We start from the raw sequence: 22846 nt of genomic DNA on the forward strand, positions 1-22846 counted from the left end.
GGACGACGACGTCCGCGTCGCCCCCTCTCCTCCGCCCACCCGGGCGTGCTCGGCGGCCGACCCACCTCCTCGACGATCCCTGCCGCTAGGACACCATGACCACTTCTGCTCCCCCGCTCCCCAGTCAGCGCCTGGCCGGTCGGCGGCTCGCCCTCGCGATCGCGGCGCTGGCCGCGGGTGGCTTCGCGATCGGGACCACCGAGTTCACCATCATGGGACTGCTCGAGGAGATGCGCGCGGATCTCGGCATCGACTACGCGCAGGGCGGCCATGTGGTCTCCTCCTATGCGCTCGGCGTGGTGATCGGCGCTCCCGTCCTGGCGACCATCGGGGCGAAGAAGCCCCAGCGGGCCGTGGCGATCGCCCTCATGCTGGTCATCGCGCTGGCGAACCTGTCGTCCTTCTTCGCCGCAGGGTTCGGCTGGATGCTCGCCTCGCGCTTCCTGTCCGGGCTCCCCCACGGCGCGTACTTCGGTGTCGCGGCCGTCATCGCCGCGACCCTGGCGGATCCTGCCCGGCGCGGACGCGCCATCGCGATGGTGATGCTCGGCCTGAGCATCGCGAACGTGGTGGGCGTGCCGTTCGCCACCTGGCTGGGCCAGCAGTTCGGCTGGCGCTCCATGTTCCTGCTGGTGGGCCTGATCGGTGGTGTGACCGTGGTGCTCATCCGGGTCTTCGTGCCGAACGTGCCCGTACGGCCGGGCGCGAGCATCCGGGCGGAGCTGAGCGTGCTCCGCCGGCCGCAGCTCTGGCTGACACTGCTCATCGGGATCGTGGGTTTCGGCGGCTTCTTCGCCGTCTACTCCTTCATCTCACCGATCATGACCGAGGTGGCCGGACTCGAGGTGTCCCTGCTGCCGCTCGTCGTGGCCCTCTACGGCGTGGGGATGGTGGTGGGGAACATCCTGGGCGGCAGGCTCGCCGACCGCTCGGTCATGGGGAGCATCTATGGGATCATGGGGACCATCACGGTGGTGCTCCTGGTCTTCCCGCTCGCGGCGACCGCCCCGTGGTCGGCGTGCCTCTTCGTCTTCCTCGTCGGGGCCAGTGGGTCCACGCTCATCCCGCCGCTGCAGGCGCGGCTCCTGGACGTCAGCCCGGGGGCGCCGTCGCTGGCCTCGTCGATGAACCACTCGGCGCTCAATGTCGCCAACGCCCTGGGAGCGGCGGTGGGCGGCGCCGTGATCACCGCCGGCTGGGGATTCACCTCCCCCGCGCTCGTGGGCGCGGGACTGGCCGTCCTCGGACTCGGCGTCGCCCTCGTCAGTGGGCGCCTGGACCGCAGGCCGGTTCAGGGTTCGCGCTGGGCGCGTGCCGAGGCATAGAGGCAGACCGTCGCGGCCGTGCCCACGTTGAGTGATTCGGCGCTGCCGTAGATGGGCACGGCGACGCGGGCGTCGGCCTCCTCGCCGAGCGTGTCGTCGAGCCCCTGCGCCTCGTTGCCGAACAGCCAGGCCGCCGGATCCTCCAGCCGCACGGTGTGCCCCGTCGGCGGGGCAAATTCCGAGTCGGGCCGCAGGGCAGTGCCCTCCGGCGTCACCCCGGTGCGGCGCGACGCACTGGCGTCCTGCAGCGCATCCAGATCGGTGGTCCCGTAGCCGTCGGCGGCGAGGACCGTCAGGCCCGCACCATGCAGCCGGTCGGTGAGGCCCTCGAGCTGGGCACCGTTGACGAGGGGCAGGTGGAACAGCGAGCCCACCGTGGAGCGGACGGTCTTCGGGTTGTAGGGATCCACGCTGGACCCCGTGAGGACCACGGCGTCGGCACCTGCGGCGTCGGCGGCGCGGATGATCGTCCCCGCGTTCCCGGGGTCCCGCACGCCGACCAGGACGGCGACGAGCCGCGGTCGCGAGGCGAGGACCTCGTCAAGGGGCGTGTCCACGAACCGGCACACGGCGATGAAGCCCTGCGGTGTCACGGTGGACGACATCGCGGCCAGGACGTCCTGGGTGACCATCCGGAGCCGGGGGGCCTCCGGCTCCGCGAGCAGGGCCGCGAGGTCGTCGTGGCGAGCCAGGGCCTCGCCCGTGGCGAAGACGTCCACGACGACGCCGTCGGCGCCGGCGTCGCGTCTGTCGAGATGGAGCCTGACGGCCTCGCGGGCGGCCTGCGGGCCCTCGGCCAGGAACTCACGGCGCCTCAACCGCGAAGGACGCCCGGCCAGGCGTGCCACCTCCTTCACCCGGTCGGCCTGGGTGTTGGTCATCAGTGGCGCCTGGGGGCGTCCGTTCACGGTCATCGTGGACAGCGGGTCGGCCGCTGGGCCGACCTTCGCTGCTGTGCCTAGGCCGAGGCCTTGACGGGTGCCGACGTGTCGGCCGGCAGGGCGGTCCGGGCGAGCTCCACCAGGGCCGCGAACGCGGGACCGTCGGTGACGGCGAGATCGGCGAGCATGCGGCGGTCCACCTGGATCTCCGCGGCCTTCAGCCCCTGGATGAGGCGGTTGTAGGTGAGGCCGTTCGCGCGGGATGCCGCGTTGATGCGCTGGATCCAGAGGCGACGGAAGTCACCCTTGCGCTTGCGGCGGTCACCGTAGCTGTAGACGAACGAGTGGAGCAGCTGCTCCTTGGCCTTGCGGTAGAGGCGCGAACGCTGCCCGCGGTAACCCTTGGCGCGCTCGAGGACGACCCGGCGCTTCTTGTGGGCATTGACTGCCCGCTTCACACGTGCCACGTGTGTACTCCTTCAATTCTTGTCGGTCACGGCCTCAGCCGCAGCGCTGCGCAGTGCGCGCAGGCGCTTTCCCGAGGGGTGGGTAGGTGGGTGGTCAGACGCCGAGCATCTTCTTGATGACCTTGGTGTCGGCCTTCGAGACGATCTGGTCGCTCGCGAGCCGGCGCGTCACCTTCGAGGACTTGTGCTCGAGGTAGTGGCGGCGGTTGGCCTGCTGGCGCTTGAGCTTGCCGCTACCGGTCAGCTTGAAGCGCTTCTTGGCGCCGCTGTGGGTCTTCATCTTCGGCATGGGAACCGATCTCCTTCTGCTAGCCGGGCGGATGCACCCGGACGTCGGCACCCCGGGGTGCCTGGTTGGTATGTGGACTGGTCCCTCGGACCAGGGCTGCTGCCCTAGTCCGTGCTGTCGGGCTTCGATCCGCCGGACGGGCTCCTTGGCGGCGTGGCGCGTCCTGCCGGCTTCGGGGTGGCCGACGGCTTCGGTGCACCCGGCTTCGGCATGGGCGTGGGCTTGCCGGTCCCTGCGGGCTTGGAAGGTGCGACGGCGTCGCCCGCGGCAGGTGCCTCGGACTTCGGCGCTGCCGAACGGCTCGCGGCGGGGCGTTCCGCCGCCGGACGCGGTGCTGCAGCCCGAGGTGCCGATGACCGGGGTTCAGACGTCCGGGGTGCGGATGTCCTGGATTCAGACGCCCTGGGTGCCGATGTCCTGGATTCAGATGTCCTGGGAGCCGAGGCCGCACGGGTCGGCGCTGCCTGCGGTGCCGCCGGAGCTGCGTTCGAGGTGGTCCCGGCGTCCTTCGCCGGCGCTGCAGGTGCCGTGGCTGAGGTCGCGGCCTCCGGCGTCGTCTCCGTGGAGGTGTTCTCCGTGGAGCCGGCTGCCGCTGCCCCCTCCGCGGGAGCGTCCTTCGCGGGCGCCTCCGGCTCGGAGGTGATCGAGTAGCCCTCGGGCAGCAGGTCCGCCAGGGACTGCGTCATGGGAGCGTTGCCCGACCCCGACGTCTGCACGCGGGGCGGCTCACCGCCGCTCTTGGCAGCCTCGTTGGCGGCCTTCGCGTCGGCCCGCTGTGTTGCACGCCGCGCCTCGGCCTTCGCCTCGGCCTTGTTCTTGGTGGGCCCGATGACCATGACCATGTTGCGGCCGTCGATGCGCGGGGTGGACTCGATGACCCCTACCTCGGAGACGTCCTCGGCGAACTTCTGCAGGAGGCGGATGCCCATCTCCGGTCGCTGCTGCTCACGTCCGCGGAACTGGATCATGGCCTTGACCTTGTCGCCGGCCCCGAGGAAGCGCAGAGCATGCCCGCGCTTCGTCTCGTAGTCGTGCGTGTCGATCTTGAGCCGGAAGCGGATCTCCTTCAGCACCGTGTTGGTCTGGTTCTTCCGCGCCTCGCGGGCCTTCACGGCCGCCTCGTACTTGTACTTGCCAAAATCCATGAGCTTCGCCACCGGAGGCTTCGCCTGCGGTGCTACCTCGACCAGATCCAGATCGGATTCGGCGGCAAGGCGGAGAGCGTCCTCGATGCGGACGATACCCACCTGTTCGCCGGCAGGTCCGACCAGCCGCACCTCGGGGACGCGGATACGATCGTTGATTCTTGGCTCGCTAATGTGTGACTCCTGTGGATTTCCGAGCGGACACCGCCTGCGGACGAAAGAAGGCCTCCCATCGCATGCGCAATCGGAGGCCTCGGGATCCGGTCCTGGGTGGCCAGCGGGAGTTCCCACTCCCGACCGCTCAACAGGTCCGACCAGGTGACCCGGCTGCCTGCAATGCGGCCGTGGGGCTGCACCAGGCAAACGCGGGTGGGAGAGGACTCCGCTTGCAGACCGGCACCTCGCGGCTCCCTCGCAGGAGCACGACGAGTAATCGTGACCGGTTGGTCTATGCCAAGCTTACCAGTATGAACATGCCACACGACAATCCGCAGCACTCCCCCGATGACGATGCGCCGGAAGCATCACGGCGCAGCTTCGCCGAGGAGCAGGAGCGGGCGGCAGGAACCCCGGACACCGCGGACGACGTGGAGCAGGGCGTCCGCCGGCAGATGCGGGACATCTCCGAGGTGGCAGCCGTCGAGGTGATCGTCACCTCCGCCGTCCATCTGATGAGCGCGGCGGCGGTGAAGTGCGGCCTGGCCCAGGAGGACGACGCCGAGCAGCTCAAGGACCTCGACGAGGCGCGGAAGCTGATCACCGCACTCGCCGGTTTCGTGACGGCCGCCGCCCCGGAGATCGGCTCCCAGCATGCCGGTCCGCTGCGCGACGGCCTGAGGTCGCTGCAGCTGGCGTTCCGCGAGGCGTCCATCATCCCCGATCCCCCCGGGAAGGGCCCCGGCGAGAAGTACACCGGCCCCGTCAACTGAGCCTCACTCCCCAGCGGCCTGCTCCCCAACGGTCTGCTCCCCAACGGTCTGCTCCCCAGCTCCGGCCGGGGCGCGACCTCAGCTCCGGCCGGGGCGCGACCTCAGGCCGACGCGCGGGTGGGCACCCGCCGCGGTTGCCGGTCACGGACGACGAGACCGACCAGGGCGATCACGGCAGCCACCGCGGCCACGGCGGTGAAACCGGCCCAGGGCCCGACGGCGTCGATGAGCACTCCCGCCACCGGAGCGCCGAGCGCCACCCCGGACGTCAGTGCGGAGCCGTACCAGCCCATCGCCTCGCCCCTGCGGTCCTCGGCCACGAGATCGGCCACCTTCTCCGATGCGGCCGAGAGCACGGGGGCAACGAGCAGGCCCGCGGGGATGGAGAGCAGCGCCAGCGACAGGGTGCTGCCGGCGAAGCCCAGGGGAAGACTCAGCAGTGCCATGCCCAGCAGGAGCAGTGCGGGCGGGACGGGGCGGTGCAGCGCGCCGTAGATCAGCCCGCCCGCCACGGAGGCTGCGCACCACGCGGCGAAGACGATGCCGAGCCGGCCCTCGGCGCCCGAGAGCTCGAGCGCGGCGACCATGCCCACCTCGGACCCCGAGAGGACGAGGCCGGCTCCCACCGCGATCACCATGACCATCACCAGCGGTACGGTCAGCCACGGCAGCGCCCTCCTGACCCCGCGGCGCAGCAGCGAACTGCGCGCCCGGAGCGGAGGGACGTCGGTCGGCAGGCCGATGAGATCGGCGGCTGCCTCCGAGACGTCGGCGGGCGCTGCCGCGGACAGCAGGGCGGCGTCGGGCAGCTGGTCCGAGCGGGTGGGCGGATTGAACCACAGGAGGAAGAGCCCCGCCGAGGCCGTCGCCAGTCCCACCAGCGTCAGGCCGAGGACAGTGGAGACCTGGGTCGCCAGCACGATGCCCACCGCCGGTCCCGCCATGAAGATGACCTCGGTGGAGATGGCGTCGAGGGTGAAGGCCGTGCGCCGTCGGTCGCCGTCCACGAGCACGCCCAGCGCCTGCCGGATCACGGAGAAGGCCGGCAGCGTGAACAGTCCGCCCACGAGCGCGGCGACCAGGAGCCACCGGTACGGCAGGTGCGGGGCGATCGACCAGATGAGCGCTTCCGCGACGATGGAGGGGACGAGCGCCCGGCGCAGGCCCACGGTGTCGATCCGCCGCCCGCGCCACGGCGCTCCGACCGCGATGCCGATGGTGACGATCGCCGCGACGGCACCGGCCTCGGCGTACCCGCGGTCGAGGGTCTGGACCACGTGCAGCGTGAGGAGCACGCCTGCGGCGGAGTGCGGGAAGCGGGCGATCATGCCGACCAGCAGGAGGGTCCTGACGGCGCGGATGCGGAGCAGGTCCCGGTATACGGCGAAGTTCACGGCCAGTCTTTCTGTGCCGACGGATGCGTCAGCGGAGGAGTTTGATGTCGAGCGAGTCCACGCGCTCCACGACGTCCGGGAGGGCGAGGAACTTCGCGCGGAGGGACGAGACGGTGTGGCGCACGGCGTCGGGTGTCAGACCGGCCCTGAGTCGGAGGTCCAGGCGGAGTTCGGGGCCGGGCCCGCCGCCGCCGGCGATGCTGCCGTCGGCGGTCCTGGTCACGACGCCGGCGGCGGGCCGGAGTCCCACCGACACGACGTCCGGCAGGGTCCGCGCGGTGGCCCCGATGAGCTCGGCCAGCCCGGCGTCCTCGTAGGAGGGCGTCCACACGCGCTGCTGCGCCAGCGCCCAGACCGCCGGACGCCGCAGGACGAACGTCAGGGCTGCCCCCGGATCGAGCACGAGCAGCTCGGCACTCTCCGACGCCGCAGCGAGGGCAGCCCGCGCCGCATAGACGGCCACGGGCCGGGCCTCCGGATGCCACCGCTGCAGCGCCGGGGTGGAGGAGAAGACCGGGAGGGCCTTGCGCCCGTCGGGTGCCGACAGGGTCACGAGGGACATGTCGGCCTCCTTGTCGGACTGCAGTCCGGTGTCGGTCCGTGCGTGACGGCTCACCTCGGCCACGATCGGGATGAACACCCGGGCGGTGGTGAGTGCTCCGAACACGGCGCGTTCACCGGGGCCGGGCTGATCGGTCGGCGCGCGGAGGCCCTCCAGGGCGTGGGTCAGTCCCGCGTCGGCCGCGCCGTCGTCGTCGTCGAAGGCGTGGAGTGGGTTGTCCGGGCCGGAGAGGTCCCTGCCGGCCCACGCCCTCCCGGCGGAGTCCGTCCTGTTCCCCCCGAGTGCTGCGGCGATGTGGGCGGGCAGCTCGCGCGTCACGCGTCGGCGCCGGGCAGCCCTGCCACGTCCAGGGCCTGCGGGAGGGTGAAGGCGCCGGCGTAGAGCGCCTTGCCGACGATCGCTCCCTCGAGACCCTGGGGCACGAGCTCGCGGAGCGCCGCGATGTCGTCCAGACTCGAGATGCCGCCCGAGGCCACCACCGGGCGCGCGGTGCGGGCGAGGACCTCCTGCAGCAGCTCCAGGTTCGGCCCCTTCAAGGTGCCGTCCTTCGTCACGTCCGTGACGACGTACCGGGCGCAGCCGGCGTCCTCCAGCCGCTGCAGGACCTCCCACAGGTCACCGCCCTCCTGCGTCCAGCCGCGCGCGGCCAGCGTGGTCCCGCGGACATCGAGCCCGACGGCGATCGCGTCGCCGTAGCGGGCGATCGCCCGTTCGGTCCACTCCGGGTTCTCCAGCGCCACCGTCCCGAGATTGACGCGCGTGGCGCCGAGCTCCAGGGCCGCTTCGAGCGACTCGTCGTCGCGGATGCCCCCGGAGAGTTCCACCTTGATGTCGAGGTGCCTCACCACCCGCTCGAGCAGATCCTTGTTGGAGCCGCGGCCGAAGGCGGCGTCGAGGTCCACGAGATGCACCCACTGCGCCCCGTCCCGCTGCCAGGCCTCGGCGGCGTCGAGCGGGTCGCCGTAGCTGGTCTCGCTACCGGCCTCGCCCTGGACGAGGCGCACGGCCTGGCCGTCGGCCACGTCGACGGCGGGGAGGAGTTCGAGGACGGGTGAATCGGTGAGGGGGCTCATGGTCTGCTTTCGTGCGGTCGGTCGGCGGGGAACCGGGCTAGTCGCCCGGGAGGGTGAACAGGTAGGCGGCGACGAGGGCGAGGCCGGCCAGGACGAGGAAGGCGATCCACACCCAGCGCGGGAACTCCTGGCCCCGCAGGGAGAACGCTCCCCCGACGAGCAGGCCCGCGACGCCCATCAGGATCAGGCTCAGCACGCGGTCACAGCGCCCCGATCCAGTTCCGCAGCAGCTCCGCCCCGGCGTCGCCGGACTTCTCCGGGTGGAACTGGGTGGCGCTGAGGGGTCCGTTCTCGACGGCGGCGACGAACGGGCCGCCGTGATCGGCCCAGGTGACCTGGGGCGGCTTCATGTCCGGCTGGGTGACGTCGAAGGACCAGTCCTGCACGCCGTAGGAGTGGACGAAGTAGAAGCGCTCGTCGGCGATCCCGTCGAACAGGACGCTCCGGGCGGGCGGCTGCACCGTGTTCCAGCCCATGTGCGGGACGACGTCTGCCTTGAGCCGCTCCACCGTACCGGGCCACTCCCCCATGCCCGGCGTCCGGACGCCGTGCTCCACGCCCTCGTCGAACAGGATCTGCAGACCCACGCAGATGCCGAGCACGGGCCGGCCTCCGGCGACCCTGCGCCCGATCATGCGCAGCGCATCGACGCTCCTGAGTCCGTCCATGACCGCCGCGAAGGCGCCCACGCCGGGGACCAGCAGCCCGTCGGCGTTCAGGACGTCGTCGGGCTTCGCGCTCAGGACCACCTCCGCACCGACGTGTTCCAGGGCCCGCACCACGGACCGGACGTTGCCGGAGCCGTAGTCGAGCACGGTGACGGTCCGCGCGCTCACAGCGCGCCCTTCGTCGAGGGGATGCCCTCCACGCGCGGATCCGGTTCGACGGCCGTCCGCAGGGCGCGGGCGAGGGCCTTGAACTGGGCTTCGGCGATGTGGTGGGGGTCCCGCCCGGCGATCAGCGTGACGTGCAGGCAGATGTGGGCGTGCAGCGCAATCGCCTCCAGGACGTGCCGCGTGAGCGATCCGGTGAAGTGCCCGCCGATCAGGTGGTATTCCTGTCCCGCGGGCTCTCCCCCGTGCACCAGGAACGGACGTCCGGAGATGTCCACCACCGCCATGGCCAGTGCCTCGTCGAGCGGGACCGTCGCCTCGCCGAAACGGCGGATACCCGCTTTGGTTCCCAGCGCCGTCCGGAGTGCCTCGCCGATGGCGATGGCGGTGTCCTCGACCGTGTGGTGGACGTCGATGTGCGTGTCTCCCGAGGACTCGATCCGCAGGTCGATTAGGGAGTGCTTGGACAGGGCGGTCAGCATGTGGTCGAAGAACGGCACGGTGGTGCTGATCGAGGACTCTCCGGTGCCGTCGAGATCGAGCTCCACGACCACGCTGGACTCGCTCGTGGTCCGCTCGATGCGTGCCGTGCGTCCGCGGGCGTCATCAACTGTCATGGCATTCCTTCTGTGCGCCGGGAACCGTCCGGGCGCGCATCGATGGGTCGTGGATCGACGGGTGGTGGTCGACTGGTGGGTCGACCGGCTAGGGATCGAGAGGTCCGTACGGGCGGGAGCCTGCGGGCCCGAGGAGGCGCTTCAGCGCCGTGAGGAACGCCGTCGTCTCCTGTTCGGTCCCTGCGGTGACCCGCAGTGAGCCCGGGATGCCCACGTCGCGGATCAGGACGCCGGCCTCGAGCAGTCCCTCCCAGACCCGGCGGGGATCCTCGAGCCCGGAGAAGAACACGAAGTTGGCGTCCGAGGGTGCCGGGGTCAGGCCGAGCGCTCCGAGCTCCCGGACGATCCTGTCCCGCTGCACCTTGATTGCCTCGACATTGGACAACAGGGTGGCCGCGTGGGTCAGGGCCGCGTTCGCCGTGGCCTGGGTGATCGCCGACAGATGGTAGGGCAGGCGCACCAGCCGGAGGGCGTCGGCCACCTCGGGAGCGGCGGCCAGATAGCCGATCCGCGCCCCGGCCAGTGCGAACGCCTTGCTCATGGTGCGGGACACCAGCAGGCGGGGTCTGCCGGGCAGCAGGGACAGGGCACTCTCGGTTCCCTCCTGGGTGAACTCGCCGTACGCCTCGTCGACGATGATGATCGCGCGGGCGTCCTCGCCCGCCGCGTAGGCGGCCTCGATGACCTCGAGGTCGAGTGCCGTACCGGTCGGGTTGTTCGGCGAGCACAGGAAAACGATGTTCGCCCCTGAATCGCGGACGGCCCGCGCCGTCCCCTCCGGCGTCATCGCGTAGGCGCCCTCCCGCTCGGCGGTGATGTAGCGCGTGCCGGTCCCGCTCGAGAGGAGCGGGTACATGGAGTACGTGGGAGGGAAGCCGAGCGCCGTCCGGCCCGGACCGCCGAAGGCCTGCAGGATCTGCTGCAGCACCTCGTTGGACCCGTTGCCCGCCCACAGCTGATCCGCGGTGAGCCCATGGCCGAGATAGGCGGCGAGATTCGTCCGCAGCTCCGTGAACTCCCGGTCGGGATAGCGGTGCAGGCCCCGGGTCGCGTCCTCGACCGCCCGCACGATGGCGGCGTGCACGTCCGGCGGGACGCCGTGGGTGTTCTCGTTCACGTTCAGCAGGATCGGGACGTCCAGCTGCGGGGCCCCGTACGGGTGGAGCCCGACGAGGTCCTCACGCAGGGGGAGATTCGCTAGGGACTCGACAGAGGACGGCACCTTCCGAGTTTAAGCGATGCGACCGCCGGCCCCTAACCGGGCCTCGCGCTGACCGCGGGGCGTCGGCCCGTGTGGCGCCGGCCCGTATGCCCCCGGCCCGTGTAGTTCCGGCGCAAGGGCAGCAGCTCAGGCTCCTGCGGGAAGGAGCTATCCGACGGGAATGGCGATGGGCTGTCCCGCCTGGACCACCGAGCTGCGCAGTTCGTTCAGCTCCACCATCTCGGCGACGACATCCCGCGGATCGCGCTCGGGCGCGTACTGCACGGCGAGGCCCCACAGGGTCTCCCCCGAGGAGACCGCCACCTCGACCGTCTCGGTCACGTCCGGCTCCTCGCTCCCGGCCCGCGCCACGGAGGTGAGGAAGGCCCCGAGGAGGATCAGGGCGGCCACACCCAGGGCCAGCGGCAGACCGACGAGCAGGAACCGGCCCCGACGGGTGAGGGTGAGCGGCCGCTCGGCGTAGTGCTGGGCGGTCACATCGCGCAGCGCCGTGCTGCCGTTCAGTACGGGTACTTCAGCCATCATGTGTCCTCTTTCCCTTCGACCGTCCGACGCCTGCTCCAGCCATGTCACTCGAGCCTTGTTCGAACATGCGTTCTATTTCCACTGGGTCCATTCCTAGCACCTGCACCGGCACGCTGTCGAGACTCACTCGAACATATGTTTGAAATCCGCCAGCCTCTGTCCTAACGTGATGAGAACAGGACGACGATGGTTCGGAGACGACGCCGTTCGGACAGGTTCAGCGGCCGGGCCCGGTCAGCGGACCGTCGGCGTTCTTCGAGACAATCACCCACCACCGACAATCCGGCCCCCACCGGAGGCACGGTGCGGAGGATCACAGCGTGCATCAGGGCGCAGGATCCCAGGCGAAAGGCACCACAGTGGCGGACCCCACACCGGCGGAATCCATCCCGACGGACCGGAGCGCGGAGGACCCGCAGGAACGCGACGCCGACGGTTCCGGCGCTGCCGTCCCCCTGACCGCGGGACGTGGCCGTCCCCGCGGACGGTCCTCCTCGAAGGGGCTCTCGGCGCGCCAGCTGACCATCCTCGAGACGATCCAGCGCTCCATCGCCGACAACGGGTACCCTCCCTCGATGCGGGAGATCGGCGACACGGTGGGACTGGCGAGCCTGTCCAGCGTGACCCACCAGCTGTCGCAGCTCGAACGCCTCGGCTACCTGCGGAGAGACCCGAAACGTCCCCGCGCCATGGAGGTGCTCCTGCCGCTCATCCTGGCCCCGGAGACCGGCTCCGGCACGGACGGGGACGACGCCGACGGCAAACCCGCGGAACGCCAGATCGCCGTCGACACCGCGCTCGTCCCGCTCGTGGGCCGCATCGCCGCGGGTGGTCCGATCCTGGCCGACCAGGTGGTGGAGGACATCATGCCCCTCCCGCGCCAACTGGTGGGCCACGGCGATCTCTTCATGCTCCGGGTCTCGGGCGACTCCATGGTGGACGCCGCCATCTGCGACGGCGACTGGGTGGTCGTCCGGCGTCAGCAGAGCGCCCAGAACGGCGACATCGTGGCCGCGCTGCTCGACGAGGAGGCCACGGTCAAGACGTTCCGGCAGCGCGACGGCCACACCTGGCTGCTACCGCAGAACACCCGCTACGAACCCATCCTCGGGGACCACGCGAGCATCATGGGCAAGGTCGTCTCAGTGATGCGGGCCCTCTGACGCCACCTCTTCCACCCGAGTCCGACCCCCCACGAACCGGTCGGGTAGGTCAGCGGGCGGACAGTAGGTCAGCGGGCGGAGAGCCGCTCCAGGATGCCCGTGGCGGTGGCTCGGTCGGTGGTGGACCAGAAGGGCGGCAGGGCGGCGCGGAGGAAGCCGCCGTACCGGGCGGTGGCGAGACGGCTGTCCAGCACGGCGACGACGCCGCGATCGCCGGTCGCACGGATGAGCCGGCCGGCGCCCTGCGCCAGGCGCACCGCCGCGTGGGTCGCTGAGACACTCATGAAACCGTTGCCGCCGTTGCGGGCCACGGCCCTCGTCCTGGCCGTCATGAGGGGATCGTCCGGCCGCGGGAACGGGATGCGGTCGATGGTGACCAGCCTGCACGCCGAGCCCGGCACGTCGACACCCTGCCACAGCGACATGGTGCCGAACAGGCAGGTGTCCGGTTCGTCGGCGAATCTCTCCACCAGGGCGTTGAGCGAGGAGTCACCCTGGCAGAGGATCTCGAAGTCCACCTCGGGCCGCAACGCTTCCGCAGCCTCCTCGGCTGCCCGCTTGGAGGAGAAGAGACCCAGCGCGCCTCCCCGGGAGGCCTGCAGGAGCACGAGCAGTTCCGCCAGCTGGGCCTCGGATGTCCCGCGCTCGGGCCTCGGCAGGTCCTTCGCCACGTACAGCACGCCCTGGCGCGGATAGTCGAACGGACTGCCGACGTCCACTCCGCTCCAGGTCGGTGCTCCGGGGCCGTTGAGGCCCAGTGAACCCGCCACCGGTCCGAACTCGGAGCCGATGGCGAGCGTCGCGGAGGTGAGGATCACCGTGTGGTCCTCGAACAGTCCCTCGCGCAGCCGCTGGGCCACGGAGAGCGGGGCCACGTTGAGCAGCGCGGGCGAGTCCTCCTCCGGCCGGCCGAAGCCCGATCCCGGGGAGAAGGTGCTCGGCCGGGACGCCCAGACCACCTCGTCCAGGGTGGAGGCGGCGAGCAGGCGTTCGGAGAGCTCGAAGACGGCCGTGACGCGCGAGCGGGCAACCTGCCGACCGCCGTCGGCGTCCGCCTCGGTCTTGCCCTCCGTCTTCGAGTCGGACAGCGCAGCGCGCGCGGCGTCGCGCACCTGCCCGAGCGCCTGCTCCAGCTCCTCGGGGAGGCCTCCGGGCAGCAGTCCCGCGGCGATCGTCGCGGTCGCCGCCTCGAGCGCCTCAGCCGCGCTCTCCAGGGCCGCCGTCCCGATGGAGGCGTGGCGCCGCATGGCCGTCGCAGCGGTGCTGACCATCGCCGCCGAGAGTTGCCCGGACACGGCGCCGGTCACCCGGTCGTGGAGTTCGTGGGCCTCGTCGATCACGACGACGTCGTACTCCGGCAGCACGGCGAGGCCCTCGAACGCACTGATCGCGAGCATGGCGTGGTTGGTCACCACGATGTCGGCCTCGGCCGCCGCCGCGCGGGCCTTCTCGCTGAAGCACTCCTGCGCGACGGGACACCGGGCCGCGCCGAGGCAGTCCATGCTGGAGACCGAGACCTGGCGCCAGGCGCGGTCGCTCACCCCGGGGACGAGGTCGTCGCGGTCGCCCGTCGCGGATCCCTCGGCCCAGGCCCGCAGCCGCACCACCTCCGCGCCGAGCGCCGAGCCCGGGGCCCCGGTGGGCTCCGCCGGCGCGGGGTGCGGCGCGGCGTCCGGCAGGCTGAACAGGGTGCCCGGGGCGTCCTCCTCCGGGAAGCCGCCGCCGGTCTTGTGCAGGCACACGTAATTGGAGCGCCCCTTGAGCAGGGCGACGTCCACCGGGCGGTCGAGTGCCGGGCCCACGGCCTCGAGGAGGCGGGGCAGGTCCCGGGTGATGATCTGCGCCTGCAGTGCCAGGGTCGCCGTGGAGACGACCGACGGGCGCCCGCTGCCCATGGCGTGGGCGAGCAGCGGGACCAGGTAGGCCAGGGACTTCCCCGTGCCGGTCCCGGCCTGGACGAGCAGGTGTTCGCGGGCGCCGATGGCCTCGCTGACGTGACGCACCATCTCGTGCTGCCCGGGACGGGGCTGGCCGTCCATCGCCGCCACGGCGGTGTCGAGCAGTCCGAGGGACTGCCGGGCGAGGGCCGATCGGGGCGCGGTGCCCGGCGTCCCGTCGGCGCCGGACCGCGTGCGCTCACTCATGCCGGAGATACGGCTCCAGCTCCGCTGCCAGGCCCTCGCGGACCATCACCTCGAGCCGGGTCCCCTCGCTCTCGTGCTCCAGGCCGAGGATCTCCGCGTCCTCCTCGTGCAGCCGACTCACGATCTCCCCGTGGTCGTAGGGCACCATCAGATCGAGCTTCACGCCGGGACGCGGGATGCCCGCGCTGATGAGCTCACGGAGCTCGGTCAGGCCGGCGCCGGTGCGGGCGGAGACGACGACGGAGCGCGGCTCCCGCTGGCGCAGGCGTTCGACCACGAAGGGATCCGCGGCGTCGGCCTTGTTCAGGACGATGATCTCCGGGACCGTCCGGGCGTCCACCTCGCTCAGGACCGAGCGGACCGCCCTGATCTGTCCCTCGGGGTCCGGATGGGACGCGTCGACCACGTGCAGGATCAGATCGGCGTCGGCCACCTCCTCGAGGGTGGAGCGGAAAGCCTCGATGAGCTGCGTGGGGAGGGAGCGCACGAACCCGACGGTGTCGGCCAGGGTGTAGCCGATGCCGTCGGGGGTCTCCGCCCGTCGCACCGTGGGGTCCAGAGTGGCGAAGAGGGCGTTCTCCACGAGGACGCCCGCGTCGGTGAGCCGGTTCAGCAGCGACGACTTGCCCGCGTTGGTGTAGCCGGCAATCGCCACGGACGGCACCTGGTGACGACGGCGGTTGGACCGCTTGGTCTCGCGCGCCGGCTTCATCCCGGAGATCTCGCGGCGCAGCTTGGCCATGCGCGTGCGGATCTTCCGGCGGTCGAGTTCGATCTTCGTCTCGCCCGGTCCACGCGAACCCATGCCCGCGCTCGCGCTGCCCACCTGGCCGCCGGCCTGCCGGGACATCGATTCGCCCCAGCCACGCAGTCTCGGCAGCAGGTACTCGAGTTGCGCGAGTTCCACCTGCGCCTTGCCCTCGCGGCTCTTGGCGTGCTGGGCGAAGATGTCGAGGATCAGTGCGGTGCGGTCGATGACCTTGACCTTGACGATGTCCTCCAGCCCGCGCCGCTGCGACGGGGAGAGCTCACTGTCGATGATCACCGTGTCGGCGCCGGTCGCCTGCACGATCGCCTTCAGTTCCTGGGCCTTGCCCGACCCGAGGAAGGTGGCGGGGTCCGGCTTGAGCCGACGCTGCACGATTCCGTCGAGCACCTCGGACCCTGCCGTCTCGGCGAGGGCGGCGAGCTCCTGCAACGAGTTCTCGGCGTCCTGGGCGGTGCCCTCGCTGCGCAGACCAGCGAGCACGACCCGCTCGAGCCGCAGCTGCCGGTACTCGACCTCGGTGACGTCCTCGAGTTCCGTGGAGAGTCCGGCGACACGCCGCAGGGCATGGCGCTCCGAGAGTTCCTCCTGGTCGCCGTCGGCGTCCGAGACCGGGTTCTCGCCGGACAGCGCCAGGGCCCGGGACCGCCACGTGGACTCCTCGGGGGCCGCGGGCCGCTCCGGCTTCGTCGCCGCGCTCCGGGTCCGTGCCGCGACTGCCGTGTCGTTGTCGAGGATGCGGTCGATGACGGCCTGGATCTCGTCCGGGCTCATGTCGGCGCCGTCGGAGGATGCGTTGTTCTCGGTCATAGTCTCCCTAGCTGGATGTCATTAGAGTCTACGTCCGCCCACCCACCCGGGCACGGCCACTTCTCCCAGCGCTGAACCGGGCCGGCCCCGGACAGTGGTCGGGAGGCCACTAGGCTTTCACCATGGAGTCCCAGCACTATTTCAGCGCGCAACCCGCCGGACCCGACACGCGCCGGCCCCTGTCCGTCGTGCTGGCGGGAGAACGCCGGGAGCTCGTGACGGCGCCGGGTCTGTTCAGCCCGGACGGCATCGACAAGGGGACGGCGATCCTCCTGGACCACGTCCCCCCGCCGAGCGGGACGCACCTGCTGGACATCGGCTGCGGCTGGGGACCGCTCGCCCTCAGCATGGCGCTGGCGTCCGGGGATGCCGCGGTCCACGCGATCGACGTCAACGAACGGTGCCTGGCCCTGACCACCGAGAACGCGCGGCGCCTGGGCCTGGACCGTGTCGTGGCGACCACGCCCGACGCCGTGGACGGAGACCTCGAGTTCGACACCATCTGGTCCAATCCACCGATCCGGATCGGCAAGCAGGAGCTGCACGCGCTGCTGCTGCGCTGGGTGCCGCGCCTCGCCCCGGACGGTCGGGCCTGGCTCGTCGTGCAGAAGAATCTCGGTGCCGACTCGCTGCAGCGCTGGCTCGGCGAGACCCTCCCCGGGCAGTTCACCGTGCGCCGCGCACACACCGCGAAGTCCTTCCGCGTCCTCGAGATCCACCGGGCGCCGTAGCCCGGGCGAAACGGGTGCTGCCGGGGTACTGCCGAGGTACTGCCGCTCATCGCTCCATGAGCAACGTCCCCTCCGCGACCAGTTCCGCGGGGCCGCTGAGCTCCACGTGCTCCCGCCCGTCGGGGCCGGGAAGGAAGCGCACACCCACCACTCCGCCCGGGACCTCCACGAGCCAGCGGTCCGGTGCGCCCGTCCCGGCCCAGAACCGGGTCGCCACCGCTGCCGCGCACGCGCCCGAGCCGCAGGACTGGGTCTCCCCCACCCCGCGCTCGTGCACCCGCATGGTCAGGCGTCCCACGCCGTCGTCGCCGACGAGCGGCTCGGCCGGGACCACCACCTCCACATTGGTCCCCTCCGGCGGTCGCGGCTGGACCGCGGGAGCCCGGTGGAGTTCGGCCGCGTGCAGTTCGGCGAGCTCGGCGAGTGCCACCACCGTATGGGGGTTGCCCATGCTCACGGACAGCGCCGGACGGTCCACGTCCAGCCCGGAGATCTCCACGAGCGAGTCCATGCCCCGCGCCACGGCCGCGTCGGGGAAGATGAACTCCCACGGGCCCATGTCCACCGCGTACCCGTCCCCCGCGCGTGTCACGCGCTTGACGCCGCTCCGCGTGCCGACCGCGAGCTCACCGCCGTCCTGCAGCTCGACGGCGCCCTGGTCGAGGAGGAAGTGTACGAAGACACGGACGCCGTTCCCGCACATCTGCGCCACCGAGCCGTCCCCGTTCCGATAGTCCATGAACCATTCGGCCTCCGGGTCGCTCTGGAGGAGTGCCTGGCCCTCGGGGAGTGACGACGACCGGACGGCCCTGATGAAACCGTCCGCCCCGATCCCGCGGTGCCGGTCGCAGAGGCCGGCGACGAAGGCGGCGTCCGTGCGGCCCACGGCCTCCGGATCGAGGGTGAGGACGAAGTCGTTGCCCGTGCCATGACCCTTGGTGAAGGCCAGCCCGGAGGGTTGCCGGTCGGCTCCGGGGACGGCGGTGTCAGTGGCGGCGGCAGGGACGGCGGGGTAGGAGGTCACCCCCCTAGGATAGGTCGCCCTGCTCGCGGAGATGCTCGACGGCCCGGTCCACGAGGGCCGGGGACCCACCGTCGAGCCAGGTGACGCGCGGGTCGCCGCGGAACCAGGTGAGCTGCCGCCGGGCGAGGCGTCGGGTCGCGGCGATGGTCTCGGTGATTGCCTCGCTCTCGGTGAGGTCGCCGTCGAGCACCTGCAGGAACTGCCCGTAGCCGAGGGCGCGGGACGCGGTGCGGCCCTCCCTCAGGCCCCGGTCGGCGAGTCGCCGCACCTCCTCCCCCAGACCTTCCCGGACCATCGTGTGGACCCGGACGGCGAGCCGCTCGCGCAGCAGCTCCCGGTCCACGCCGAGCCCGAGCTGCACGGCCGGCTGATGGTACTCCCGGCGGGGCATGAAGGCGCTGAAGGGACGGCCGCTGATCTCGTGGACCTCCAGCGCCCGGACGAGGCGGCGGTCATCCTGGATGCGGTCGGCCGAGACGGGGTCCACGGCGCGGAGGCGCTCGCGGAGACCCAGCGCTCCGTGCGCCGCGAGATCGGCCTCGAGCCGGGCTCGTACCGCGGGATCCGTGGGCGGGAAGTCGAGCCGGTCGAGGGCGGCGCGAACGTAGAGCCCGGACCCCCCGACCAGGATGGGCACACGTCCCCGCGCACGCACCGCGTCGATGGCGTGCCGCGCGTCCACCTGGTAGGCCGCGACACTGGCCTCCTCCCGGAGGTCGAGGACATCCAGCAGGTGGTGCTGCACACCGCCGCGGTCGTGGACCGGGAGCTTCGCCGTCCCGATGTCCATCCCCCGGTAGAACTGGAGGGCGTCGGCGTTGACGACCTCCCCGTCGAGGCGCTGTGCGAGAGCGACGCCGAGCTGCGACTTGCCGGAGCCCGTGGGCCCCACCACCGCCAGGACCGGCAGGGTCAAGGGGCCGTGGACCGTGCGGGCAGGGAGGGCATCCCGAGCACGACCGAGCCCGGCCGAGTGGCGCCCGGGGCCGGGGCACCGCATGACTCGGCGAGGCTCCTGTCCCAGGCGTCCCCGGCCCGGGAGCGCCGCAGCGAGTACTCCGACGCGAGCGGGTCCGAGACGAGGTGGAACGACGCGGCCTCCGTGACGGGCAGTGTCACGAAGTCCCCGGGCCGCGGGACGTCCGCGCCCTCGGGCACGGTGAAGTGGACGAGGCGCTGATCCCGGGCGCGCCCGGTCAGGCGGTGCGTCCGGTCGTCCTTGCGGCCCTGCTGGTCCGTGACGAGCACCTCGACGGTCCGCCCCACCTGCGCCGCGTTCTCCTCCGCCGCGATCCTGTCCTGCAGGGCGGTGAGCCGTTCGAAGCGTTCCTGCACCACGGCCTTCGGCAGCTGGTCCGGGAGATCGGCGGCGGGCGTCCCGGGCCGCTTCGAGTACTGGAACGTGAAGGCGGTGGCGAAGCGGGACCGTTCGACGACGTCGAGCGTGGCCCGGAAGTCCTCCTCGGTCTCACCCGGGAAGCCCACGATGATGTCGGTGGAGATGGCGGCGTGCGGCATCCGGTCCCGGACCCGTTCGAGGATCCCGAGGAAGCGGGTGGACCGGTAGGACCGTCGCATGGCCCGCAGGATCCGATCGGAGCCGGACTGCAGGGGCATGTGCAGTTGCGGGGAGACGTTCGGCGTCTCGGCCATCGCGTCGATGACGTCGTCGGTGAAGGCCGCCGGGTGGGGGCTCGTGAAACGCACGCGCTCGAGCCCCTCGATCGTCCCGCAGGCGCGCAGCAGCTTGGCGAAGGCTCCGCGATCGCCGAACTCGCTCCCGTAGGAGTTCACGTTCTGGCCCAGGAGTGTGACCTCCACCGCGCCGTCGGCCACGAGCGCCTCGATCTCCGCGAGGATCTCCCCGGGGCGTCTGTCGCGTTCCTTGCCCCGCAGGGACGGGACGATGCAGAACGTGCAGGTGTTGTTGCAGCCGACGGAGATCGAGACCCAGCCCGCGTAGACGGACTCTCGTCGCGTGGGCAGGGTCGAGGGGAAGACGTCGAGCGATTCGAGGATCTCGAGCTGCGCCTCCGCGTTGTGCCGGGCGCGCTCCAGCAGGGCGGGCAGCGCCCCGATGTTGTGGGTGCCGAAGACGGCGTCCACCCAGGGCGCCTTCCGCAGGATCGTCTCGCGATCCTTCTGCGCCAGGCATCCGCCGACGGCGATCTGCAGGTCCGGCCGGGCGTCCTTGACGGCCTTGAGCATCCCGAGATTCCCGTAGAGCTTGTTGTCGGCGTTCTCCCGTACGGCGCACGTGTTGAAGACCACCACGTCGGCCTCGGTCCCCTCGGCCCGGTCCAGACCGGCGGCCTCGAGCAGTCCGGAGATGCGTTCCGAGTCGTGGACGTTCATCTGGCAGCCGTAGGTGCGTACCTCGTAGGTGCGCCGGACCGCGACCGCATCCGCGGGTTGCCGGGCGTCGAGGCCGGGAAGTGTCATGCTCACGGGCCCAAGCCTACGGCGGGGGACGGCGACGGCGGCAATCGCGGGCCGATGATTCACCCGGCCGCCTGCGCCTCCGCCACGACGTCCTTGACGACGGCGAACGCCGCTCCGGGGCTGTAGCCCTTGCGTGCGAGCATGCCGACGAGACGGCGCACCTCCCGGTCCCGCTCCGCCCGATCCGTCAGATCGGCGCTGCCGCGGAGTCGGCGCCGCACCAGGTCGTGGGCCTGCTCGCGCTCGTCGTCGTCGGTGACCTGGAGCAGGGCGTCCTCGGCGAGCTCGGGGTCGATGCCCTTGTCCGCCAGCTCGCCCCGCAGCGCGGCTCGCGACAGGGCCTTCAGGGCGGTGCGGCTGCGGACCCACATCATGGCGAACTCGGCGTCGTCGATCAGCTGCACCTCCTCGAATCTGTCGAGGAGAGCGGACACGACGGCGGACGGCACCTCGCGCTCGGAGAGCTTGCGCTGGAGCTGGTAGCGGCTCCGGGGGCCCAGGGCGAGTTGGCGCAGCAGGACGGAGCGACCCAGGGAGGTCCACTCGTCGGTGGTGCGGACCACCTCGGTGTCGTCCTGCCCGTTCGGGCCGTCGCTGCCCGGGGCGGCGGACCGCGCTCGATCGTCACAGGTGGCGCTTCTCCGCCCTGATCGACGTGCTGCCGTGTCGCTGCTGCCCGCCCGGCCGCTCCGCCCCGCTCCGGACGCCGTCGCCCATTCCGCCCTCGAGTCCGGTGCGGATCCTGAGCTACCCGACTCTGCCGCAGCGGTGTCCGCTGTGGCTGCTGTGTCCGGTGCGTCCGCCGAGGAGCCGACGACGGGGCCGAACGGGTCAACGTAGGAGCGTCCCGCAGCGGACCGCGCCCCTGCTCCCGGTCGTCCGCTGGAGCCGCGCTGTGGGGTCCCGTTCCGTCCGGACGTCAGCTTCCCCAGCGACTGCTTCCCCAGCGACTGCTTGCCCCACGACTGCTTCCCTGACGACTCCTTTCCCGACGAGCGGCCGGACGCCCACTGAGCGCGGTCCGAACGCCGTGCGGACCGCGCGCCCCGGGGCGAGCCCGGATCAGCACGCCCATGATCGGTGCCAGCACGATCAGCACCAGCACGATCAGCACCAGCACGATCAGGACCGCCCCGACCCGCAGCACCCGCCCCGGAACCCGATGCCGCCCCATGGTCGGTGTCCCCTGCGGAGCTGTCCCTGCCGAACGTCCCGAACGAGGTTCCCCAGTCGATCGGCTCCGATCCCGTGCCGGACGGCATCGGCTACTCGCCGCTGACGGCCTTGAGCGTGGGGGTGTCCTCTTCCTCCGGCTGCACCCCGATGCCCAGCTTCACGCGGATCTTCTGCTCCAGCTCGTCGGCCAGGTCAGGATTGTCGATGAGGAACTTGCGGGCGTTCTCCTTGCCCTGGCCCAGCTGGTCGCCGTCGTAGGTGAACCAGGCGCCGGACTTCTTGACGAGGGCGTTCTCCACGCCCACGTCGATCAGGCCGCCCTCGCGGGAGATGCCGTGCCCGTACAGGATGTCGAACTCGGCCTGCTTGAAGGGCGGGGCCATCTTGTTCTTCACGATCTTGGCGCGCGTGCGGTTTCCCACCGGGTTGACGCCTTCCTTCAGCGTCTCGATGCGCCGCACGTCGATACGGACCGAGGCGTAGAACTTCAGTGCCTTGCCGCCCGTGGTGGTCTCGGGGCTTCCGAAGAAGACACCGATCTTCTCGCGCAACTGATTGATGAAGATGGCCGTGGTCTTGGTCTGGCTCAGGCGGCCGGTGATCTTCCGGAGGGCCTGGCTCATCAGCCGGGCCTGCAGACCGACATGGCTGTCGCCCATCTCGCCCTCGATCTCGGCCCGTGGGACCAGTGCGGCGACGGAGTCGATGACCACGATGTCGATGGACCCGGAGCCCACCAGCATGTCCATGATCTCCAGCGCCTGCTCACCAGTGTCGGGCTGGGAGACGAGGAGGGCATCGGTGTCCACGCCCAGCCGCTTGGCGTACTCGGGATCGAGGGCGTGCTCTGCGTCGATGAAGGCGGCGATCCCCCCGTTGCGCTGCGCACTGGCGACGGCGTGGAGGGCCACGGTGGTCTTGCCGGAGGACTCCGGTCCGTAGATCTCGACGACCCTGCCCCGGGGGAGGCCCCCTATGCCGAGGGCGGCGTCGAGCGCGATGGAACTCGTGGAGATGGTCTCGATCGGCGCCCTGATCTCGTCACCCAGGCGCATGACCGAGCCCTTGCCGTACTGCTTGTCGATCTGGGCGAGAGCTGCTTCGAGGGCTTTCTCGCGGTCTGGAGCGGCCATTCTTCACCTCGGTTGTTGGTGGCCGTGAGGCCTGTGTTCGTATTCTGCTGGACTGTGGGAATCCGCACCGTGGGGTGTGGACCGTCGATGCCGACCGTGTCGGTCCGGAATCCGTTGCTCAGGAATCTAGTAGCCCGCGCCGACACTTTGAGGTGCGGCTGCGTCCATGTGCACAAGAGCGCCACCGCCGTCATC

General features: G+C 71.2%; 23 protein-coding genes. 4 read left to right on the forward strand and 19 right to left on the reverse strand.

From position 1 onward, the window contains the following. Positions 1-95: 95 nt before the first annotated feature. Complete coding sequence (locus tag Q0747_RS07315) at positions 96-1325, forward strand: MFS transporter (protein ID WP_298253141.1); 1230 nt, start codon at positions 96-98, stop codon at positions 1323-1325. Here Q0747_RS07315 and Q0747_RS07320 read toward each other — a convergent pair. From Q0747_RS07320 to infC, 4 genes are all read right to left on the reverse strand, one after another. Next, positions 1292-2239: an RNA methyltransferase gene (locus tag Q0747_RS07320; RefSeq protein ID WP_298253143.1), complete on the reverse strand. Its 948-nt coding sequence runs from the start codon at positions 2237-2239 to the stop codon at positions 1292-1294. The two genes, Q0747_RS07315 and Q0747_RS07320, sit on opposite strands and share 34 nt — an antisense overlap. A 44-nt stretch (positions 2240-2283) precedes the next feature. Further along, positions 2284-2673, reverse strand: coding sequence for a 50S ribosomal protein L20 (rplT, locus tag Q0747_RS07325; RefSeq protein WP_148600922.1), 390 nt, complete (start codon positions 2671-2673; stop codon positions 2284-2286). Between the two features lie 94 nt (positions 2674-2767). Continuing rightward, positions 2768-2962, reverse strand: a complete 195-nt coding sequence (gene rpmI / locus Q0747_RS07330) for a 50S ribosomal protein L35 (RefSeq protein WP_298253147.1) — start codon at positions 2960-2962, stop codon at positions 2768-2770. 104 nt (positions 2963-3066) lie between these two features. Beyond that, entirely contained in the window at positions 3067-4281 is a 1215-nt protein-coding gene (infC, locus tag Q0747_RS07335; protein ID WP_298253733.1) for a translation initiation factor IF-3, read from the reverse strand. 293 nt (positions 4282-4574) lie between these two features. On the opposite strand from infC, the gene Q0747_RS07340 reads away from it, so the two are divergent. Continuing rightward, the gene (locus Q0747_RS07340) at positions 4575-5036 is read left to right on the forward strand and encodes a DUF1844 domain-containing protein (protein ID WP_298253149.1); all 462 of its coding nucleotides are present in this window, start codon (positions 4575-4577) and stop codon (positions 5034-5036) included. 101 nt (positions 5037-5137) lie between these two features. On the opposite strand, the gene Q0747_RS07345 is transcribed toward Q0747_RS07340, so the two are convergent. The 8 genes from Q0747_RS07345 to Q0747_RS07380 form a co-directional block, all read right to left on the reverse strand. Further along, complete coding sequence (locus Q0747_RS07345) at positions 5138-6430, reverse strand: MFS transporter (protein ID WP_298253151.1); 1293 nt, start codon at positions 6428-6430, stop codon at positions 5138-5140. A gap of 28 nt (positions 6431-6458) precedes the next feature. Then, on the reverse strand, positions 6459-7310 hold the full coding sequence (locus Q0747_RS07350; protein WP_298253153.1) for an SseB family protein: 852 nt from the start codon (positions 7308-7310) through the stop codon (positions 6459-6461). Continuing rightward, positions 7307-8065: a bifunctional 1-(5-phosphoribosyl)-5-((5-phosphoribosylamino)methylideneamino)imidazole-4-carboxamide isomerase/phosphoribosylanthranilate isomerase PriA gene (gene priA, locus Q0747_RS07355; protein WP_148600918.1), complete on the reverse strand. Its 759-nt coding sequence runs from the start codon at positions 8063-8065 to the stop codon at positions 7307-7309. Before priA ends, Q0747_RS07350 begins: the two co-directional genes overlap by 4 nt. A 37-nt stretch (positions 8066-8102) precedes the next feature. After that, positions 8103-8261, reverse strand: a complete 159-nt coding sequence (locus Q0747_RS07360; protein ID WP_298253156.1) for a hypothetical protein — start codon at positions 8259-8261, stop codon at positions 8103-8105. Positions 8262-8265: 4 nt separating this feature from the next. Beyond that, entirely contained in the window at positions 8266-8901 is a 636-nt protein-coding gene (gene hisH / locus Q0747_RS07365; protein ID WP_298253158.1) for an imidazole glycerol phosphate synthase subunit HisH, read from the reverse strand. Continuing rightward, a complete protein-coding gene (hisB, locus tag Q0747_RS07370; RefSeq protein ID WP_298253160.1) occupies positions 8898-9515 on the reverse strand; it encodes an imidazoleglycerol-phosphate dehydratase HisB in 618 nt (205 codons plus the stop codon). The genes hisH and hisB overlap by 4 nt, the downstream gene beginning before the upstream one ends. 88 nt (positions 9516-9603) lie before the next feature. Next, a complete protein-coding gene (locus Q0747_RS07375) occupies positions 9604-10737 on the reverse strand; it encodes a histidinol-phosphate transaminase (RefSeq protein ID WP_298253162.1) in 1134 nt (377 codons plus the stop codon). Between the two features lie 147 nt (positions 10738-10884). Then, a complete protein-coding gene (locus tag Q0747_RS07380) occupies positions 10885-11262 on the reverse strand; it encodes a LysM peptidoglycan-binding domain-containing protein (protein WP_298253164.1) in 378 nt (125 codons plus the stop codon). A 455-nt stretch (positions 11263-11717) separates the two neighbouring features. On the opposite strand from Q0747_RS07380, the gene lexA reads away from it, so the two are divergent. Continuing rightward, on the forward strand, positions 11718-12425 hold the full coding sequence (gene lexA, locus Q0747_RS07385) for a transcriptional repressor LexA (protein WP_298253735.1): 708 nt from the start codon (positions 11718-11720) through the stop codon (positions 12423-12425). Between the two features lie 68 nt (positions 12426-12493). Here lexA and Q0747_RS07390 read toward each other — a convergent pair whose 3' ends face one another. Together Q0747_RS07390 and hflX are read right to left on the reverse strand one after the other, a co-directional pair. Further along, the gene (locus tag Q0747_RS07390; RefSeq protein ID WP_298253166.1) at positions 12494-14569 is read right to left on the reverse strand and encodes an ATP-dependent DNA helicase; all 2076 of its coding nucleotides are present in this window, start codon (positions 14567-14569) and stop codon (positions 12494-12496) included. Further along, on the reverse strand, positions 14562-16145 hold the full coding sequence (gene hflX, locus Q0747_RS07395; protein WP_298253168.1) for a GTPase HflX: 1584 nt from the start codon (positions 16143-16145) through the stop codon (positions 14562-14564). The genes Q0747_RS07390 and hflX overlap by 8 nt, the downstream gene beginning before the upstream one ends. A gap of 122 nt (positions 16146-16267) precedes the next feature. Here hflX and Q0747_RS07400 point away from each other — a divergent pair, with 122 nt between their 5' ends. Then, positions 16268-16876 carry a class I SAM-dependent methyltransferase gene (locus Q0747_RS07400; RefSeq protein WP_298253169.1) on the forward strand — a complete coding sequence of 203 codons (609 nt, stop codon included), beginning with the start codon at positions 16268-16270 and terminating at the stop codon, positions 16874-16876. A gap of 46 nt (positions 16877-16922) precedes the next feature. Here Q0747_RS07400 and dapF read toward each other — a convergent pair whose 3' ends face one another. The 5 genes from dapF to recA form a co-directional block, all read right to left on the reverse strand. Then, positions 16923-17825, reverse strand: coding sequence for a diaminopimelate epimerase (dapF, locus tag Q0747_RS07405; RefSeq protein WP_298253737.1), 903 nt, complete (start codon positions 17823-17825; stop codon positions 16923-16925). 79 nt (positions 17826-17904) lie between these two features. Continuing rightward, the gene (gene miaA / locus Q0747_RS07410) at positions 17905-18816 is read right to left on the reverse strand and encodes a tRNA (adenosine(37)-N6)-dimethylallyltransferase MiaA (RefSeq protein ID WP_298253171.1); all 912 of its coding nucleotides are present in this window, start codon (positions 18814-18816) and stop codon (positions 17905-17907) included. Next, positions 18813-20342 carry a tRNA (N6-isopentenyl adenosine(37)-C2)-methylthiotransferase MiaB gene (miaB, locus tag Q0747_RS07415; protein WP_298253739.1) on the reverse strand — a complete coding sequence of 510 codons (1530 nt, stop codon included), beginning with the start codon at positions 20340-20342 and terminating at the stop codon, positions 18813-18815. The genes miaA and miaB overlap by 4 nt, the downstream gene beginning before the upstream one ends. Before the next feature lie 59 nt (positions 20343-20401). Beyond that, on the reverse strand, positions 20402-20905 hold the full coding sequence (locus Q0747_RS07420) for a regulatory protein RecX (RefSeq protein ID WP_298253173.1): 504 nt from the start codon (positions 20903-20905) through the stop codon (positions 20402-20404). A 702-nt stretch (positions 20906-21607) separates the two neighbouring features. Further along, positions 21608-22651, reverse strand: a complete 1044-nt coding sequence (gene recA / locus Q0747_RS07425; RefSeq protein WP_298253175.1) for a recombinase RecA — start codon at positions 22649-22651, stop codon at positions 21608-21610. Positions 22652-22846 lie beyond the last annotated feature (195 nt).

The organism is uncultured Arthrobacter sp. (genome assembly GCF_947493765.1).
GTDB lineage: Bacteria > Actinomycetota > Actinomycetes > Actinomycetales > Micrococcaceae > Arthrobacter_D.

Bases quoted from the DNA above. Each gene is read 5' to 3' on its own strand.
- recA (WP_298253175.1), bottom strand. From the start codon at position 22,651: ATGGCCGCTCCAGACCGCGAGAAAGCCCTCGAAGCAGCTCTCGCCCAG.
- Q0747_RS07320 (WP_298253143.1), bottom strand. From the start codon at position 2,239: ATGACCGTGAACGGACGCCCCCAGGCGCCACTGATGACCAACACCCAG.
- Q0747_RS07400 (WP_298253169.1), top strand. From the start codon at position 16,268: ATGGAGTCCCAGCACTATTTCAGCGCGCAACCCGCCGGACCCGACACG.
- priA (WP_148600918.1), bottom strand. From the start codon at position 8,065: ATGAGCCCCCTCACCGATTCACCCGTCCTCGAACTCCTCCCCGCCGTC.
- miaB (WP_298253739.1), bottom strand. From the start codon at position 20,342: ATGACACTTCCCGGCCTCGACGCCCGGCAACCCGCGGATGCGGTCGCG.
- Q0747_RS07315 (WP_298253141.1), top strand. From the start codon at position 96: ATGACCACTTCTGCTCCCCCGCTCCCCAGTCAGCGCCTGGCCGGTCGG.
- rpmI (WP_298253147.1), bottom strand. From the start codon at position 2,962: ATGCCGAAGATGAAGACCCACAGCGGCGCCAAGAAGCGCTTCAAGCTG.
- hflX (WP_298253168.1), bottom strand. From the start codon at position 16,145: ATGACCGAGAACAACGCATCCTCCGACGGCGCCGACATGAGCCCGGAC.
- Q0747_RS07380 (WP_298253164.1), bottom strand. From the start codon at position 11,262: ATGATGGCTGAAGTACCCGTACTGAACGGCAGCACGGCGCTGCGCGAT.
- Q0747_RS07340 (WP_298253149.1), top strand. From the start codon at position 4,575: ATGAACATGCCACACGACAATCCGCAGCACTCCCCCGATGACGATGCG.
- Q0747_RS07390 (WP_298253166.1), bottom strand. From the start codon at position 14,569: ATGAGTGAGCGCACGCGGTCCGGCGCCGACGGGACGCCGGGCACCGCG.
- hisB (WP_298253160.1), bottom strand. From the start codon at position 9,515: ATGACAGTTGATGACGCCCGCGGACGCACGGCACGCATCGAGCGGACC.